This window comes from Kitasatospora cineracea, assembly GCF_003751605.1.
GTDB lineage: Bacteria > Actinomycetota > Actinomycetes > Streptomycetales > Streptomycetaceae > Kitasatospora > Kitasatospora cineracea.
This window is the reverse complement of sequence record NZ_RJVJ01000001.1, coordinates 5,317,788-5,333,874: the sequence shown is the minus strand read 5'-3', so window position 1 is coordinate 5,333,874 and position 16,087 is coordinate 5,317,788. Positions and strand designations below refer to the sequence as shown.

The following is a 16,087-nucleotide window of genomic DNA, read 5'->3' as shown; positions in this document are numbered from 1 at the left end:
CATGTCGGGCCGTCAGGCACTGTTCTGCCGAGGGATAGTCGTCCCCTCGGCTCCGAAGAGGTCGAGGAACAGCATGGATGAGGCCAGCGATCGACGCCCCCCGACGATGGAAGACGTGGCCCAGGTCGCCGGGGTGTCGCACCAGACGGTGTCCCGGGTTCTCAGCGGCCACCCCAACGTACGCGAGGCAACGAAGGAATGCGTCCGCAGGGCCATCGCGGAGCTGGGCTACCGGCCCAACTCGGTTGCCCGCGCGCTGGTCACCGGACGGAGCCGAACTCTTGGCGTGGTGGCCGCGAACACGACACTGTTCGGCCCTGCGAGCATTCTGGCGAGCCTGGAATACGCCGCCCGGCGGGAAGGCTACCTCGTGGCCTCGGTCGGGTTGGAGGAACTCACCGAGTGGGCGCTGGGCAGGGCCCTGGAACGGCTCGGCATTTGGGGAGTGGACGGTGTGCTGGTGATGACGCCGCACCGGCACACCGTGGAGGCACTCGCTCGGCTTCCTCAGCCGTTCCCGATCGTGGCGGTCGAGGGTGGCCACGAACTCGGCTTCCCGAGCGTGGTCGTAGACCAGTTCAGCGGGGCGAAGGCGGTCACCGAACATCTGCTGTCACTCGGCCACACGCGCATCTGGCACGTGGCTGGCCCGAGCCAGTGGATCCAGGCCGAAGGCCGCCTCCGGGGATGGCGCACCACTCTCAAGGCCGCCGGTCTCCTGGTCCCCCCGCACTTGGGGGGCGATTGGAGCCCGGCGTCGGGCTACGCTGCCGGCCGACAGATCGCAGCAGCCTTCCACGGTGACGCCCGATCACGGCCGACTGCCGTCTTCGCCGCCAACGACCACATGGCCATGGGCGTCATCCGTGCGTTGAACGAAACCGGCATCCGCATACCGCAGGACGTGGCGGTGGCGGGGTTCGACGGGATCCCGGAGGGTGGGTACCTCACGCCGCCGCTGACCACCGTCCGACAGGACTTCACCGCCGTCGGCTACGCGGGGGTCAGCCTCCTCCTGCAACTGATCGAGGAACCCGGCGCGCCTCTGTCCCACCTGACGGTCCAGCCGGAGCTTGTCATCGGGGCGAGCACGGCCGGTTCGGTGCAGGCCGGCGTAGTCCCCGGCCCTGCTGTTGCCGCTGACTGATAGCGCCGGGTGCGAGCGGCGAAGCCGTGGGAGCGGGCCTGGACGAGGATGCTGCCGGTGGCAGTGGCCTCGGTGGGATCGGCGACGACGGGCCGGCCGGTCAGCTCGGCGGCGTGGCGCATGGTGCGGCGGTGGGCGAGGCTCACCAGGGTGCAGCGACGGGCGGGACAGCCCGTTCGAGCAGGCCTGGCAGGTGGTGGCTGCAGTCCCGGACGCGCTAGGTGCGTTGGTTACAGCTGAGCAGCCGCAGAGGCGCCGACGCCTTGAGGGTGCAGCAGTTCAGTCGGGCAACTGCTGGACAAGGGCCGCGCTCTGCCCCAGGCACAGGCCGACCATTGCGGCGACGAACTGGTCCAGGGCTGCGGGCCGATCCAGGCGCTTTTGCCCTCCGCCGGCGCCGAGCAGGAGGTGCCGGTCCACCAGCCCGGAGAATCCGGCGAGGAACAGCACGGCAATGTCCCGGGAGGGGAGGGACAGATCGATGCCGTGGGCATCGGCAAGTGCATCGAGGAGGTCTGCTGCCGTCTGCTCGCTCCGTTGTTCGTGCTCGCTGAGGATGCGCCGGAGATCGGGATCACGGAAAGCCATTGCGCTGAACTCGTAGAGGAGCACGTAGCGGTTGTAGTCGTCGGTCATGCCATCCCACAGCGCGTGCACCAGGGCTTCGACCTGCTGGGGGAACGGACCGTCGTCCGGATGAGCGGCGCGCACCCGGTCGATGTAGTCGTCCGTGAGCTGCTCGATGACAGCGCGGTAGAGGTCCTTCTTGGTGCCGAAGATGTACTGGAGGGTCGCCTGGGCCACGCCCAACTCGGCTGCGACGGCCCGGGTGCTTCCGGCGGCGATACCCTCGCGGCTCATCAAGTCGATCGCCGCTTTGATGAGCTGAGGTCGTCTCTCCGCCGCGGATACGTGGGCCATTCCGCAGAGAATACCGGTCCGAGGTCATCCACAGCCAGGACAACTGCCCGCTGGAGTCGCTCTGCTGCAGCAAGACGGGCTCCACTGGAGATGAAAGAGAGCCGGTCGACCTGTTCGTTCAGGCCGTGCCGGCCGCAGGCCTCAGCTGCCGCAGCCCCTTCCTTCAGGTGGGGCGGTAACGAGGCATGCGGGCGGCACATTGCGGCGGCGGACTCCGGATGAACCCGTGGAAACGGCCTCGCGGATCAGTAGACATCGGTGGCGTAGCGTCCGGCCGCGTGCAGCGCTTCCAGCCATGCCGCGCCGTCGTGCACCGGGGACGTTGGCGCACCGATACGGCGCAGAGCATCTTCCACGTCCGGGCCCATGCCCGTCGCGTCGCCGCAGACGTACACGTGCGCTCCTTCGTCGATCAGCGCACGTACGTCCTCTCGCCGTTGCCACAGGCGGTGCTGGACGTAGCGGATTTCGCCGTCCGGGAGCTGGGAGTAGGCGCGGTGGACGACGAGTCGGCCGGCTTTGGTGTGTTCGGCGAACTCGTCGGCGTAGAGGTCGTCCCAGTCGGGGTGCTGGCAGCCGAAGAAGAGCACCGTGGGGCCGACCTCCCGCCCCGATGCAGCGGCGTGCATGCGCGCGCGGATGAACCCGCGGAAGGGGGCGATGCCGGTTCCCGCGGCGATCATCACTGCGGGGGTGCGGGTGTCGGACGGCGGCCTGAAGGTGTCGGGGGGCGAGGTGACAGTGGCGGAGATGCGGTCGCCGGGGCGTACCCGTTGGAGGTAGCCGGAGGCAACGCCGCGGAAGGTTCCTTCACCCGACCTGGCCGGGCTTTCCAGGACGGACACGGTGAGTTCGACGCGCCCGTTCCGCTCTTCGGCCGCCGAGCTGATCGAGTACTGACGGGGACGGGGCGACGGCAGGAGTTCCAGCACGAGCGCCAGGTCGATCCGGCAGGAGGGGAACGCCTCCAGGAGGTCGAGGAGTGTGAGGCTGCGGGCCGAGTTTTGGCCGGCGTGTTCGTCGCCCGCCAGGCGTTCGAGCTCAACGCGTTCGGGCGGGCAGGGGGTCGAAGCAGCCAGGCGCTTGATGGCGCCGGACGTCGCAGGTGCCGCGAGGTCCACGTACCGGGTCAGGAGGTCTTCGACTCGCAGGGCACGGCCCAGCGGGATCAGTCCCGTCGGAGCGCTGGACTCGATGGTGCAGACACGGTCCGGCTGCGTTCCGAGCCGTTCGATCATCCGGGCGACCAGGCCGGGGTTGTTGTGGGGAAGGACGGAGAGGTAGTCACCGGTTCGGTAGCGCACGCCGTCGGGGAGCCGCAGCACGAGGTGGCGCTTGGACCTGTGGCTCGGACCGTGCACCAGTTCCCGGTTCTCCAGCACGAGCGTCTCGCCGGGCCGGTCGTCCTGGCCGCCGAGGTCCTCGACGATGCGAAAGCGCGGACCGGTTGGGATGGTGTGCTCGACGTGGTACTCGTCGGCCAGGAGCGGCCACAGCGGCTCGTACCACCGCTCCCAGTCGCCGAAGAAGTCGGTGCGGGCGTCGGCCTCTCCCCGGTCGCGGATCCGGCGTGCCCCTGCGGCGGCCATCGCCTTGTCGATGACCGCGGGCACGCGCTGATAGGTGGCCGCCCAGTCCAAGCTGCCGCAGCCGAGGACGAAGTAGTCGACTCCGCTCAGGTCGGGTGCCGCCGTGGTGAGCCAGGAGACGAAGGCCTGGGCGTTGTCGGGCGGAGTGCCGTTGTAGGAGGAGGTGATGACGGCCACCGGTCCGGCGGTGGGCAGGCGCCCGACGTACTCGTCGAGTGCCGCGACCGTGGTTGTCCAGCCCTGCAGCGCTCCGTCGGCCGCGATCGTCCTCGCCAGTCGTTCGCTGCTGCCGCCGTTCGAGCCGTACAGCACCAGCAGGGGCGTCCCGTGCCGCGCGGTGTCCGCAGTTGCAGCCATCGGGACGGAAGGCTGCGGGGCGGGTGCAGCCGCGGGTACGACCGGAGGGTTTCTGCGGGGCGCGGCAAGGACTGTGAGGTTCTTGGGCTTGATCGTCAGCGTTTCCTGAACGGTCAAGCGGTATGACGGGTCGGCAAGTCGGAAGTCGAATCGTTGGAGCATCAGGGCCAGGACCAGGGTGGCCTCCTGGAGCGCGAAGGGCCGGCCGATGCAGGCCCTGGCGCCGTGGCCGAAGGGCATCCAGGCGTACTCGGGGATCTCGCCCATGCGCTCGGGGGCGAAGCGGTCGGGATCGAAGGCGTCCGGGCGTTGCCATACCGCGGGGTCGCCGTGGAGGGTCGGCAGCATGACCAGCACGCTCTCGCCCTGGTGCACGGTGTAGCCGCCCAGCGTGGTGTCCTCGCTGGGTGCGAGGGCGAAGGCCGGTGCGGTGGGGTGCAGCCTCAGGGTCTCCCGGAGGATCTGGCCGATGTAGCCGAGTCGCGCCAGGTCCTCGAAGGCGGGAGTGCGTCCGCCGAGGGCTTGGTCGACAGTGCGGCGGGCACGCTCCAGCACCTCGGGATGGGCGAGGAGCTCGTGGGTGGCGAAGGAGAGCAGGCCGGATGTCGTTTCGTGGCCGGCGATGAGGAAGGTCGCCAGCTGGTACTGGATGTTCTCGTCGGGCAGCCGCTGCCCGGTGGCGGGATCGACAGCAGTGAGCATGCGTTCGAGCAGGTCGCTGGGGCGGGCGTGCTCGGGCTGGGCGATGCGGGTGGCGACGATCTCCTGGGTGACGGATCGCATGGTCGCGATGTCTTCGCGGTACTGGCGGTTGGTCTTGAAGAGCAGCGGCTGCACCAGCGCGAGCCGTTCGCTGCGGGCGCCTGCTTCCACGAGGCTGCGCACCATCGCCCCGACGAAGGGGTGCAGGTCCTCGGAGTAGAAGGAGTTGAGCCGGAGGTCGAAGGCGCACAGCGCGATGGTGTCCAGGGTCAGCCGGGTCATGTCGTCGGGTATGTCGATGGGGGCGGCGGGCCCGAAGCGCTCCCACCGGGTGAGCATCTGCTCCGCGATGTCGAGCATCGCGGGGAAGTAGTCCTTCATCGCCATGGCGCCGAAAGCGGGCATCAGGAGGCGGTGGGCGACCGCCCAGTTCGGCTCCTCGTTGTAGGCGGTGAAGAGGCCGTCGCCTGCGAACGCCCGGACCTCCTCCAGTGCCGCGTGGACGGATTTGGCCCACACCGGGCTGGAACACATCTCCGACACCACCGCGTGGCTGGAGGCGAAGATCATCCGCTTGCCCCCGGGGAGAGCCAGCGCGAAGACGGGTCCGTATTCGCGGTGGTACGCCTCGGTGAACTCGAGGCTCGTCTCCGCTGAGGTCGTGAACAGGTCGGCCAGGTTGCCGATGAGCGGTAGGGGCTTCGGGCCGGGAATCGGGGACTCTCGGTGCGGTTGCACACCGTCCAGCGCAGGAACGTCGGTCACGAGACTTCTCCTTGTCGCGGTTTCACGCAGGCCCGGGTCGGTGCCGGCCACTTGCTGGCGGCGGTTTCGGCCTGTTCCTGTCGACGGCCCAACCGTAAGTTTGTCAAGTGACCAAGTCAAACGACCAACTCGCGTTGCGCGGCTTGATCGGCTCCCTCCGCGGGAAGCGCGGGCCGGCGCACCTGAGCGCAGGCACCGCGCGGGGTGGCCGCCCCGATCCGTTGCGGCCCCCTCCGCCTGCTCCGCAGCGGACGACGGGAGGACCGACGGAGCGCTCGGCGGCCACCTGCAGTGGCCCGTTCCGCCCTTTGGCAGCGCCTTGGAGGAGTCGGATCGAACCCGGGGCGATGAGGTAATAGCGGCAGACACGGCCGACTGGCCAGCGCGGTGATCGGAATCGGCGACTGCCGCGCCAGCGGGCCTGCTATCCCAGTCGGCCACCCCGCAGGGACAGGCGCAGAACGGACGGGTCGTCTCGGCGAGAGTGGAGGGTCTGCGTGGCAACCGCGGTGGATCCGGGGTTCCAGAGGTCGTCATCGGTTCCCGGGTGGAGCGCGTAGAGCGGGAAGCAGGAGGTGCTGATCGCAAGCCGCAGCGCGTGCCCCGTGCGCAAGGCGTACGCGGTGTCCCCCATGTCGACCGAGACGCGGGTGGGCCCGGACCCGGCGTGCGCCACCACGGCGCCCTCGACGATCAGACGGGCCCGCCCGGACGGGTACACATCGAGAAGGCGCGCGATCACGTGCGTGGTCGAGGTCGGAGCCTCCACCACGAGTTCGGCGGCCACATGCCCGATGATCTCGACCGGGGCGTCCTGCGGGTGCGACGTGAACGTGGCGACGTCGGCACGGCCGTGCAGGACTCGCTCGTCCGGCAGGTCGGCGCACTGCCCCCACTCGGACTCGACGAGGTAGGGGACCGGGTCCGAGGGGTCGTGGCCCCAGGAGACCGACGAGGAGTCGGATGTCGCGCCCTGGACCAGCGCTCCCCCGTCGGTCGACGCGGTTGCACGGTCGAGGCGGGTGAGGGTGAGCAGGACCTCTGCCGCGTCCCCGGGTGCCCAGCGGTCGGCGACCCGCCAGCCGGAGTTGGCGACCTCGTAGCGCACCCGGGGTGCGTGCCACGCCCCTTCGCGCCCGCGCAGGTAGTGGTCGAAGAAGTTGAGCGGATCAGTGGTCATGACGTCGAGGTAGCGGTGCAGCGCGGCATCGTCGGTCTCGTGGTTGTGGTGCGGCTCGCCGTCCTCGTGCAGGGGGAAGTCTTCGTGGTCGGTGGCGCCCATGCGGAGGAACTGATGGCCCGCTGCGGGTGACGAGCTCGCCCTGCGCCAGTCCGCGAGCTGGTCCCTCTGCAGGTTGTCCCACCATCCGCCCATGTTCAGTGCCGGGATGTCGAGGCGCGCGGCGGGCGCGCCACCGGGAAAGACACGGTCCCGGATCGTCAGGTCGGCATTGGCGGCCACCAGGCCGCGGAGCAGTCGCGCCGCGTGCGGCGCCTCCTCCGGGAACGCGTACCGGATGCCGTGTGCGGATTGCGCGAAGGGTTCCTCGAGCATCCCGCGGGCTGAGAACGTGTGGACGACCCATTCGTACAGGGGGATCTTCGGCACCAGGTCGGGGGAGAACATCCGGAAGAACTCCGACCCGGTCACCCGGGGGACGATGGCGCGCAGCGCGGAGTGGCCCGTGGAAGCCGCCGCCCACTGGGTGAAGCCGTAGTAGGAGTCCCCCATCATGCCGACCACTCCGTTCGACCAACCCTGGCTCGTGAGCCAGTCGATGGTCGCCGCTCCGTCCGCGGCTTCGTTGACGAACGGGATGCGGTCGCCCTCCGACCGGAACTTCCCGCGCACGTCCTGGACCACGGCCACGAAGCCGTGAGCGGTCAGGCGGGCGGCGATCTCCGGCAGGAAGGTGTAGCGGCCGGACTTGTCATAGGGCAGCCGGACGAGGACTGCCGGCCTCCGCGTGCCTGCGGGTTCAGGCAAGTAGACGTCAGTGGCGAGGCGGATGCCATCAGGCATGGCCACCATCGTGGAGTCGGCTCTCGGATCGACCGGGGCGGGTCGGCTGGCTTTCGAGACGACGGTTCTTGCGAGATCGCCGGGGGCGGTTCCCATACCGATGGCTCCGAATCTCTGCGGTCGAGGCGTGCTGACGGCGGGCTCCAGGCACAGGAGGCAGGCATGAGCGACAGACCGGTCGAGCGAGTCGGTCTCGCGCACCCGCCACCCGGCCGAACAGTGCGGTGACCACTGCGGCCGTGGCGTTCCGGCCGACCGGCCGCAGTGAGCCGTAGCTGTGGGAATACGCAAAAAGCAGCACCGAAAGCTTCGGACCACCTGAGCCTGGTCCGCCCGTCAGCGTTGTATAACGGACGTTTTATCTCCGTACGGCGTGATCCTCGTCCACCGTCCGGGCGGCGTCAAGATGGGGACCGGTATCAACCGGTCGAGGTCGCCGCTGTCGGGACGTGTCGCCCCGGCGGCCGACGCCGCCGCCCCGCTCGCGCAGTGGGCGGCCGGAGAGAGCCCGTTCGAGACGGACGCGCCCACGACCGAGCGAGGCCGCGGCCATCGCTGGCGCGGCACGGGGCACCAGACCCCGAACAGGGGAAAGACTTCTGTTTTCAGTCGCGCTTGGAAGCGGTGTTCACCCGGGCGCCGGACGCGCTCGACGTCGCGCCGGGTGCGCCAGGACCTGGGGTGCTCGAACGCGGAAGAAGCCCCCTCAAACGGATGCCACCGGCAGGTCCATCAGCCTCATGAACTCCTCCAGGGCCTTCAGCTGACGTTCCCGTGTCCAGATCTCGGGGTGTTCGATGGTCGTGAGAACCACGCCGGCGGTCCACAGGCGGATCAGGTCCACGGTCGTCTCCAGCCGGTCGGCGGGGATGAAGTCCGCGATGGCGACACGAACCAGTTGCCTCATCCCCGGATCGATCTGCTCCATGTGCTCCGCCACGGCCGGCTCCACCTCCCGGTGGCTGGCGAGTGCCACCCGAGCGCGCTCGATGAGCATGGTTTCCTCATCGAGCGGCATGAAGTACTCGATGGTGGAACGGAGGCGCTCGTGCGGGTCGGAGATCGCCATGAGTTCGTCCTGCTTGCTCCGCGCCTCCGAGAGGGTGCGCTCGAGCAGCGCGTCGAGCAGCGCGTCCCGGCTCGGGAAGTAGTGGGTGACCAAGGTGACGGACCCGCCCAGGCGCTGCCCCACCGCGCGCAGGGTGAACTTGGCGAAGCCCAGCTCCCCCAGCACCTGCGTGGCAGCTGTCACGATCCGTTCACGCCGCTCATCGTGGTCGACGAAAATCGGCACTGCGCCTCCCGTACCGGCCTGTTATATAACGCCAGACACATCGTAGACGGTGTCCAGCGAACGCGACGCCGGAGGTGCCTGCACGCTTGGCGCAGACATCTGGAAACGCCCCGCCGGAGGGCGTAGGAGGCATGCCGAAGAACCTCTTCCGAGAAGAGGCGGGGTGGCTGCGGCACCCTACCGGGGTGCCGCAGCCACCCTTCACGCGGGCGCGGGCAGCAGGCCCAGCCCCGCCCGCCGATCAGGCCTTGGTGTCGACGACGCCCTCGTGCAGCGGCTCCGCCTCTTCCTTCAGCGCGGCCTTGTGGATCTTCCCGCTCGGCGTGTACGGCAGCTCGTCGCGGAACTCCACGTACCGCGGGACCTTGAACGCGGCGAGGCCTTCGCGGGCCCACGCGACCACCTGTTCGGGCGTCAGGACGGAGCCCTGCTCCCGCACCACGATGACCTTGACCTCTTCGTCGCGGTCGGGGTCGGGGACCGGAACCGCGGCCACGTCGTAGACGCCGTCGAGCGCGGCGATGTGGGCCTCCACCTCGGCCGCGGAGATGTTCTCGCCGCTGCGGCGGATCATGTCCCGCAGACGCCCCTTGTAGTAGTGCTGGCCGTCGGCCTCCTTGACCACGATGTCACCGGTGCGGAACCAGCCGCCGTCGAGGAACAGTTCGGCGTTGGCCTCGGGGCGGTTGTGGTAGCCGAGCATGATGCCGGGGCCGCGCATGCACAGCTCTCCGGGGGTGCCGGCCGGGACCTCGTCGAAGTTCTCGTCGACGACCTTCGACTCCCGGTTGGGGAAGCAGAACCCCATGGACCCGTTGCCGGCCAGGTCGTCGCGGTCGTAGGGGACGGCGGTGCCGTTGCCGAGCTCGGTGCTGGCGTAACACTCCCGGCCGCGGATGCCGAAGCGCTTGAGGATCGCGGGGTAGGCCCATGCGGGCATCCCCGCGACAGGTGCTCGGTTCATCACCAGGTGCGCGTCGCGCGGCTCCTCGGGGAATTCGAGGATGCCTTCGTCGATCCACGCGAAGTCGATCTTGTAGTCGTGGAGCCAGTCCATGAACTTGCGGCGGCTCAGACCCGGCGTGATGTACAGCGTGGCGCCCGTGAAGATGGCCAGCATCAGGTAGGCCTGGTTCTGCATGTAGTAGAAGGGGTGGTCGGCGAGCAGGCGCTTGGACGTGACGTCCAGCAGGGAACCGTAGATGCCGAGTTCCGTCCAGTACTCGTGGGTGAGCAGGCACCCCTTGGGCAGACCGGTGGTACCCGAGGTGAACTGGATGTTCGTGACCTCCAGGGGGTCGATGCCCGTCCGCCGCGCCGTGACCGGCGCCTCCAGGAGCCGCTCGTAGCGCAGGGCGGCGTGGGCGCTCGCACCGATCGAGACGGTCCGCCCGAGGTCGACCGGCCCCACCTTGCCGCCTACCACGTGGGCGTCGATCAGTGCACTCTCGCCGACCAGCCAGGTGGCGCCGGCATCGCCGAGGACGAAGCCGATCTCCTTGTCGGTGTACTTCGGGTTGAGCGGGACGATGGCTGCACCGGCCTCCACCGCGGCGAACCAGACCACGGGGAACTCGATGCGGTTCGTGATCAGAACGCCCACCCTGTCGCCCGGCGAGACGCCCGCCGACTCCAGGCCGGAGCGCAGGCCCGTCACGGCGCTACGGAACTCGGCCCAGGTGAGGCTCCGCTGTTCACCCTCGATCTCGTGGAGGGCCAGGTTGTCGGGCCACGCGGCGGCTGCGGCGTCCAGCGCCTCGGGCATCGACCTGCCGCGCAGGGATTCCTGGTAGGGGGCGAGTTCGGCGAACGGGCTACCGGCCATCATAATATACTCCATGTCATATAACGATGCTTACACAATAGGGGTTCGTGTGGCCCACCGCGCGGGGAGGGCACGCGGCAGCAGCCGCGGAACCTCACGGCGCCGACGGCCCCTCCGCGCGGGAAGCCCGGAGGGGCCGTCGGCTTGATGCGTCGCCCCAGGCGTCGAACTGCCGCGACCGGTAAGGGTCAGAGGCTTCTGCGCTTCGGGCGCCACCCTGGTCGCGGTACCGCCTCGACGAGCGCCCGGGTGTACGCGTCCTGCGGGGAGTCCAGGACGTCCTCGGTGCGGCCGGCTTCGATGACGCGCCCTTGCCGGAGGACGACACAGGTGTCGCTCACCTGCCGGACCACGCCGAGATCGTGCGAGACGAACATGTAGCTGACGTCCGCCTCTTGGCGGATGTCGGCCAACAGGTTGAGGACTTGCGCCTGGACGCTGACGTCGAGCGCGGAGACCGCCTCGTCGAGGATGAGCAGGGCCGGGTCGAGCGCCAGCGCGCGAGCGATCGCGACGCGCTGGCGCTGCCCGCCGGAGAGCGATTCCGGGTACTGGGCGGCGTGGCGTTCGTCCAGGCCGACCCAGGCCAGGAGTTCGGCGACCCGGTCCTGACGTTCGGATCTGCGGCGCAGCCCGTGGAGCCGGAGCAGCTCGTGCAGGCCGGACCCGATTGCCTGGCGGGGGTCGAGGGAGCCGTAGGGGTCCTGGAAGACCATCTGCACGCCGCGCCGGGCCTTGCCTGCGGCGGCTTGTGCCGGCAACCGCACCTCACCCTTGGTGGCCGTCTCGAGGCCGGCGACGATCCGGGCCGCGGTCGTCTTGCCGGAACCGGACTCCCCCACCACCGCGAGGCACGAACCGCGCGCGATGGAGAAACTGACGTCGGACAGCGCGTCCCGACCGTCGGCCGATCGGCTGTGGAAGGTCTTGCACAGACCCGTCACTTCCAGAGCCGGTTCCTGAGGGGTTGCGGCTGTCACGACGCACGCTCCTGGAGCAGGTCCACGACCTCTTCGGCCCGGTGGCACGCGACCGTCCTGTCCTCCACCAGGCGCGGATGCGGCACTTCGCCGCGGCACCGGTCGACGGCGAAGGAACACCGCGGGGCGAAGGAACAGCCGTTGGTGACCTCGTAGGCGGACAGGGGGCTTCCGGGGATGGTGACCGGCCGCCGCACCTCGGTCGTCGAGGGCCGGGACCTCAGCAGGGCCGCGGTGTAGGGGTGCAGGGGCCGTGAGCAGATGCCGTCAGAGGTGCCCGTCTCCACGACGGTTCCGGCATACATCACGGCGAGCCGGTCCGTGACAGCGGCAGCGAGGTCCAGGTCGTGCGTGACGAACAGCATGGCCACGCGGTGGTCCTGGATCTGTTCCAGCAGGATCGCCATCACGTCGGACTGGACGGTCACGTCCAGCGCGGTGGTCGGCTCATCGGCGAAGATGAGGCGCGGAGACGTGAGCATCGCGGTCACGATCATGACACGCTGGAGCAGGCCCCCGGAGAGCTGGTGGGGGAACTGCGCCAGCCTCTTCTCCGCGTCCTCGATGCCGACGTCCCGCATCAAAACACATGCCCGTTCGAGCGCGGCTTCCCGACTCATCACACCTGTGTGGACAGCACCCTCGGTGATGAACTGGGCGATGGTGCGGGTCGGGTTGATGTGCGCCCGCGGATCCTGATGGATCAGGGAGACGTCGCGTGCCCGGTACTGGGCGAGGTCGCGACGGCCCAACTCGTTCACGCTGCGGCCCTCGAACTCGATCGCCCCTTCGACCACCGCGTTCTTGGGCAGCAGGCGCATGGCGGCCTTGATCGTCATGGATTTGCCCGACCCCGACTCTCCCACCAGGCCCACGGACTCCGCCGCACGAACCGTGAGGTCGACGTCGTGCACCAGCGGACGACGTGAACCCCTGTGCCTCACCGAGATGTTCAGGCGCTCGACCTTGAGCAACGGCTGCGGACTCATCGGCGTCCTCCGGATCTGCTTGAAATCTGGGCCCCCAGCACGTTGAAGACGATCACGGTCAGCACGACGAAGCTGCCGGCCGCGAGGGTCTGCTGGAACTCGCCGTTCAGGAGTTCCGATCTTCCGTCGGACACCATGACGCCCCACTCGGACGTCGGCGGCTGGACCCCCAACCCGAGGAAGGACACGGCCGCGAAATCGGCCAGGGCTGCCCCCAGACCGTACGTGGCCTGGGCCACGACGATCGGCATGACGTTCACCGTCACGTGGCGAACACAGATGCGCCAGGCGGACATCTTCGCCAACTGCAGGCTTTCCACGTAGGCCCGGTGGCGTTCTCGCACCGCCACGCTTCGCACGACTCGAGCCATGTAGGGCATGTAGACGACGCCCAGGGCCAGTACCGGGGCCCAGAATCCGGCACCGAAGACGGCCGAGGCCAGCACGGCGACCAGGATCCCCGGTACCGAGAACATGACGTCGAGGAACCGGTTCACCACCCGGTCGACCCAGCCGCCGTGCCAGGCGCTGAAGATCGCCAGCGCAGTGCCGAGGAGCGCACTGATCAACACGATGAGTACGGACGCCGACAGGCTCAACCGGGCGCCGGTCAGCACTCGGGACATGATGTCCCGTCCCAGAGAGTCCGTTCCGAACCAGTGCGCGCCGCTGGGCCCTTGGCTCGCCGAGAGGATGTCGGTGGTGTCCGGCTCGTACGGCGCGATCCAGGGTCCGACCACACCGAGCAGCGCGATGAGGCCTGCCAACGCCCCGGACAGCACGAGCGCGGGCTGTCCGAGCGAACCCAGGCGGCGGCGCGAGGCCTGGACGCTCTCTCGCCAGGTGATCGCCATCAGACTGCCGCCCTCTCGCGCGGGTCCAGGGCGACCTGGACCAGATCGATCAGGGTTGTCACCAGGACGAACGCCACCACGATGATCATGCTCACGGCTGTCACGACGGGGTAGTCCTTGCTCGAGATGCTCCGGATGAGGAGAGCACCGATGCCGTCCACGGCGAAGATCTGCTCCACGACGACGGTGCCCGCGACCAAGCCGGCGACGGAGAGTCCCGACGCGGTCAGGACAGGCATGGCGGCGTTCCGGAGCGTGTGGTGACGCAGCACCACTCCGGGTGGCACGCCTCGTCCGTGGGCCGTGGTGACGTAGTCCTTCTCGGCCTCCTCCGCGATGGCCGCCGACGTCAGCTGGGTGACGTAGGCGCCGTAGCCGATGGACAGGGCGATGGAGGGCAGCGTCAGGTGCCAGATGCGGTCCCCCAGCCCCTCCCCTCCGCCGAAGGTGGGGAACCATCCGAGCTGCACCGCGAACACCCCGATGAGCACGTTCGCGGCGATGAAGCCGGGGACCGCGATTCCCAGGCCCACGAGGGTGGCGACCGCACCCCGGGCCCGCTCGCTCACGCCGCCGAAGACGCCGAGCGAGACGCCGACGGTGATGATGAGGACCGAGGCCATGGCCACCAGGAGGAAGGTGGTCAGCAGTCTGGGCTCGATGAGGCTGGAGACGTCCTGACGCGAGGTCAAGGACATTCCCAGGTCACCGTGGAGCGCGTGGGTCAGCCAGCTCCAGTAGCGTTCCGGCAGCGGGGCGTCCAACCCGAGCCTCTCCCGCATGCTGGCACGGGCCTCGTCGCTTGCCTTCGGGCCCAGGATCTGTGAGACCGGGTCCCCGGGTGCGGCGGCCAGGCCGGCGAAGATCACGAATGATGCGACGAGGACCGTCGCAACGGCACCCGAGACCGTTGCGGCGATCCGCCGTCCCGCTTTACTTCGCAGCACCGAGGTAGGCCATCTGCGGCATCGACCAGTAGGCGAAGGACGTGACCGCCCCGGTCAGCCGGTTGTTGACGAAAGTCGCAGCGTTGTTCGACACCAGGCTGATCACGCCGTTCAGGGGCTCGTAGATCTCCTGAGCCTTGACGATCATCGCAGCGCGCTCCTTCGCGTCGAAGGACGATCGGGCTCCGGTGAGGAGCTCTGTCACCTCCGGCACGTTGAAGTTGGTGTAGTTGTAGGCCTGTTCCGGGATCAGGTCGAATCCCAGGGGCTCCAGCGGCTCCTGGCGAGAGTTGAAGCTGGAGGAGTAGAGGAGGTCGATGCCCTGGCGCTTGGTCGCGTCGTAGGACGCCTGCGCGTAGACCAGGGGCTGCATGGTCTGGATCGTCACGGTGACCCCGATGGCCTTGGCCTGCTGCTGCACCAGCTGCGCGACACGCGAGGCGGTCTCGTCGCCGGCCATGATGGCGAGGACGAGCGGGCGTCCGTCGTAGGTGGACTCCTTCACCAGCTTCTTGGCGGCTTCGGGGTCGTACGACCGGGCCTTCACCCACTTGTCGTAGTCGGGCTGGTAGAGCGAGCGCTCGGCGGTCGGCCAGGTCTCCGGCGTCAGTTCGGTGTAGTTCGGCTCCGCGGCGCCGTTGAAGATCACCTTGGCGATCGCCTCTCGGTCGAGGGAGCGCTGGAAGGCGTCGCGCAGCTTCGCGTCCGCGAGCGGGGTGCCCGGGTTGGCCACGGAGAGCGCGGTGCTCTGGGTCGAGGGCCCGAACACCACCTGTCCGGACTTCGACTTGAGCAGCTTGGCGAGCGTGGACGGGGGAAGTTCGTAGGAACCGTCGATCTCTCCGGCATCGAGCGCCTGGGCGAGGGCGGTGTCGTCGGCGATGAACGAGAAGTCGATCTCCGCCGCCCTCGGCTTCAAGTCGGCGTTCCAGTAAGCGTCGTTGCGCTGGATGGTGATGCCGGTGCCGGATTGCCAGGAACCGAACTTGTAGGGCCCCGTACACATCAGGCCTCCGGTCGAGGTTCCGACCTTGTCGCCGGTCTTCTCCGCCCAGTCCTTCTCGATCACGACGCCGGCGAGGGTCGCCAGGTTGTCAACGAAGTTCGCGTCCGGCTGGGAGAAGGTGAGGGTGACCTCCATCGGACCGGTGGCCTGGATACCCTTGACGAAGATGAAGCCGAAGTTGACGACCGAGTCCTCCGCGGCCGAGCGCTTCAGGCTGTAGGCGACGTCCTCGGCGGTCAGCGGCTTGCCGTCCCAGAACTTCACGCCCGCCCGGATGGTGAGCTTGAGCTCCGTCGGAGAGACCTGCTGGTACGCCGAGGCGAGGTTCTCGCTCACCTTGAACTCGGGGTCCATCTTGAACAGGCCTTCGCACATGTTGCGCGTGATCTGGCCGCTGCCGTAGTTGACGGCATTGCGGGGGTCGAGCGTTTCGGGCTCGCCGTAGACGTTCCACTTGACCGTACTGACGTTCCCCTTGGGGTCCGGCAGCTTCGACACCAGCTTCGAAGCCTCGACCTTCGGCCCGGCGGTGTTTTGGCCGCCCTGGCCGCTGCACGCGACCAGCGTCGTGCCCGCGAGGAGGCCGGCCGCAGCCCTCAGCCCCCAGGTTTTCCGGACTCTTCTCATGCCATCCCTTTCATGGACAACGCACGTTCAACTCGCCTGTGTGACCCACGTTCCCTTCGTG

11 protein-coding genes are annotated in these 16,087 nt (G+C 68.8%); 1 reads left to right on the top strand and 10 read right to left on the bottom strand.

What is annotated here, in order from left to right; genetic code table 11:
- Positions 1-73 precede the first annotated feature (73 nt).
- Complete coding sequence (locus EDD39_RS24000; protein WP_123559215.1) at positions 74-1,147, top strand: LacI family DNA-binding transcriptional regulator; 1,074 nt, start codon at positions 74-76, stop codon at positions 1,145-1,147.
- Positions 1,148-1,426: 279 nt separating this feature from the next.
- Here the strand turns inward: EDD39_RS24000 and EDD39_RS23995 are convergent, their stop codons facing one another.
- From EDD39_RS23995 to EDD39_RS23950, 10 genes are all read right to left on the bottom strand, one after another.
- Positions 1,427-2,068 (bottom strand): TetR/AcrR family transcriptional regulator, encoded by a 642-nt coding sequence (locus tag EDD39_RS23995; protein WP_123559213.1) that lies wholly within the window; start codon positions 2,066-2,068, stop codon positions 1,427-1,429.
- Between the two features lie 245 nt (positions 2,069-2,313).
- Entirely contained in the window at positions 2,314-5,481 is a 3,168-nt protein-coding gene (locus EDD39_RS23990; RefSeq protein WP_162870111.1) for a bifunctional cytochrome P450/NADPH--P450 reductase, read from the bottom strand.
- Positions 5,482-5,905: 424 nt separating this feature from the next.
- A complete protein-coding gene (locus tag EDD39_RS23985) occupies positions 5,906-7,504 on the bottom strand; it encodes a CocE/NonD family hydrolase (protein ID WP_162870110.1) in 1,599 nt (532 codons plus the stop codon).
- Positions 7,505-8,210: 706 nt separating this feature from the next.
- Positions 8,211-8,798 carry a TetR/AcrR family transcriptional regulator gene (locus tag EDD39_RS23980; protein ID WP_123559206.1) on the bottom strand — a complete coding sequence of 196 codons (588 nt, stop codon included), beginning with the start codon at positions 8,796-8,798 and terminating at the stop codon, positions 8,211-8,213.
- 241 nt (positions 8,799-9,039) lie between these two features.
- Complete coding sequence (locus tag EDD39_RS23975; protein ID WP_244256973.1) at positions 9,040-10,626, bottom strand: class I adenylate-forming enzyme family protein; 1,587 nt, start codon at positions 10,624-10,626, stop codon at positions 9,040-9,042.
- Between the two features lie 185 nt (positions 10,627-10,811).
- Positions 10,812-11,603, bottom strand: coding sequence for an ABC transporter ATP-binding protein (locus EDD39_RS23970; RefSeq protein WP_123559202.1), 792 nt, complete (start codon positions 11,601-11,603; stop codon positions 10,812-10,814).
- Positions 11,600-12,592: an ABC transporter ATP-binding protein gene (locus tag EDD39_RS23965; protein WP_123559200.1), complete on the bottom strand. Its 993-nt coding sequence runs from the start codon at positions 12,590-12,592 to the stop codon at positions 11,600-11,602. Before EDD39_RS23965 ends, EDD39_RS23970 begins: the two co-directional genes overlap by 4 nt.
- On the bottom strand, positions 12,589-13,446 hold the full coding sequence (locus tag EDD39_RS23960; protein WP_244256971.1) for an ABC transporter permease: 858 nt from the start codon (positions 13,444-13,446) through the stop codon (positions 12,589-12,591). Before EDD39_RS23960 ends, EDD39_RS23965 begins: the two co-directional genes overlap by 4 nt.
- Complete coding sequence (locus EDD39_RS23955) at positions 13,446-14,393, bottom strand: ABC transporter permease (RefSeq protein ID WP_244256968.1); 948 nt, start codon at positions 14,391-14,393, stop codon at positions 13,446-13,448. The genes EDD39_RS23960 and EDD39_RS23955 overlap by 1 nt, the downstream gene beginning before the upstream one ends.
- Positions 14,380-16,026, bottom strand: a complete 1,647-nt coding sequence (locus EDD39_RS23950) for an ABC transporter substrate-binding protein (RefSeq protein WP_123559198.1) — start codon at positions 16,024-16,026, stop codon at positions 14,380-14,382. The genes EDD39_RS23955 and EDD39_RS23950 overlap by 14 nt, the downstream gene beginning before the upstream one ends.
- Between the last annotated feature and the right edge of the window lie 61 nt (positions 16,027-16,087).

Coding starts and splice junctions, on each gene's coding strand:
- EDD39_RS23975 (WP_244256973.1), bottom strand. CDS start 10,626: ATGATGGCCGGTAGCCCGTTCGCCGAACTCGCCCCCTACCAGGAATCC.
- EDD39_RS24000 (WP_123559215.1), top strand. CDS start 74: ATGGATGAGGCCAGCGATCGACGCCCCCCGACGATGGAAGACGTGGCC.
- EDD39_RS23950 (WP_123559198.1), bottom strand. CDS start 16,026: ATGAGAAGAGTCCGGAAAACCTGGGGGCTGAGGGCTGCGGCCGGCCTC.
- EDD39_RS23965 (WP_123559200.1), bottom strand. CDS start 12,592: ATGAGTCCGCAGCCGTTGCTCAAGGTCGAGCGCCTGAACATCTCGGTG.
- EDD39_RS23985 (WP_162870110.1), bottom strand. CDS start 7,504: ATGCCTGATGGCATCCGCCTCGCCACTGACGTCTACTTGCCTGAACCC.
- EDD39_RS23960 (WP_244256971.1), bottom strand. CDS start 13,446: ATGGCGATCACCTGGCGAGAGAGCGTCCAGGCCTCGCGCCGCCGCCTG.
- EDD39_RS23995 (WP_123559213.1), bottom strand. CDS start 2,068: ATGGCCCACGTATCCGCGGCGGAGAGACGACCTCAGCTCATCAAAGCG.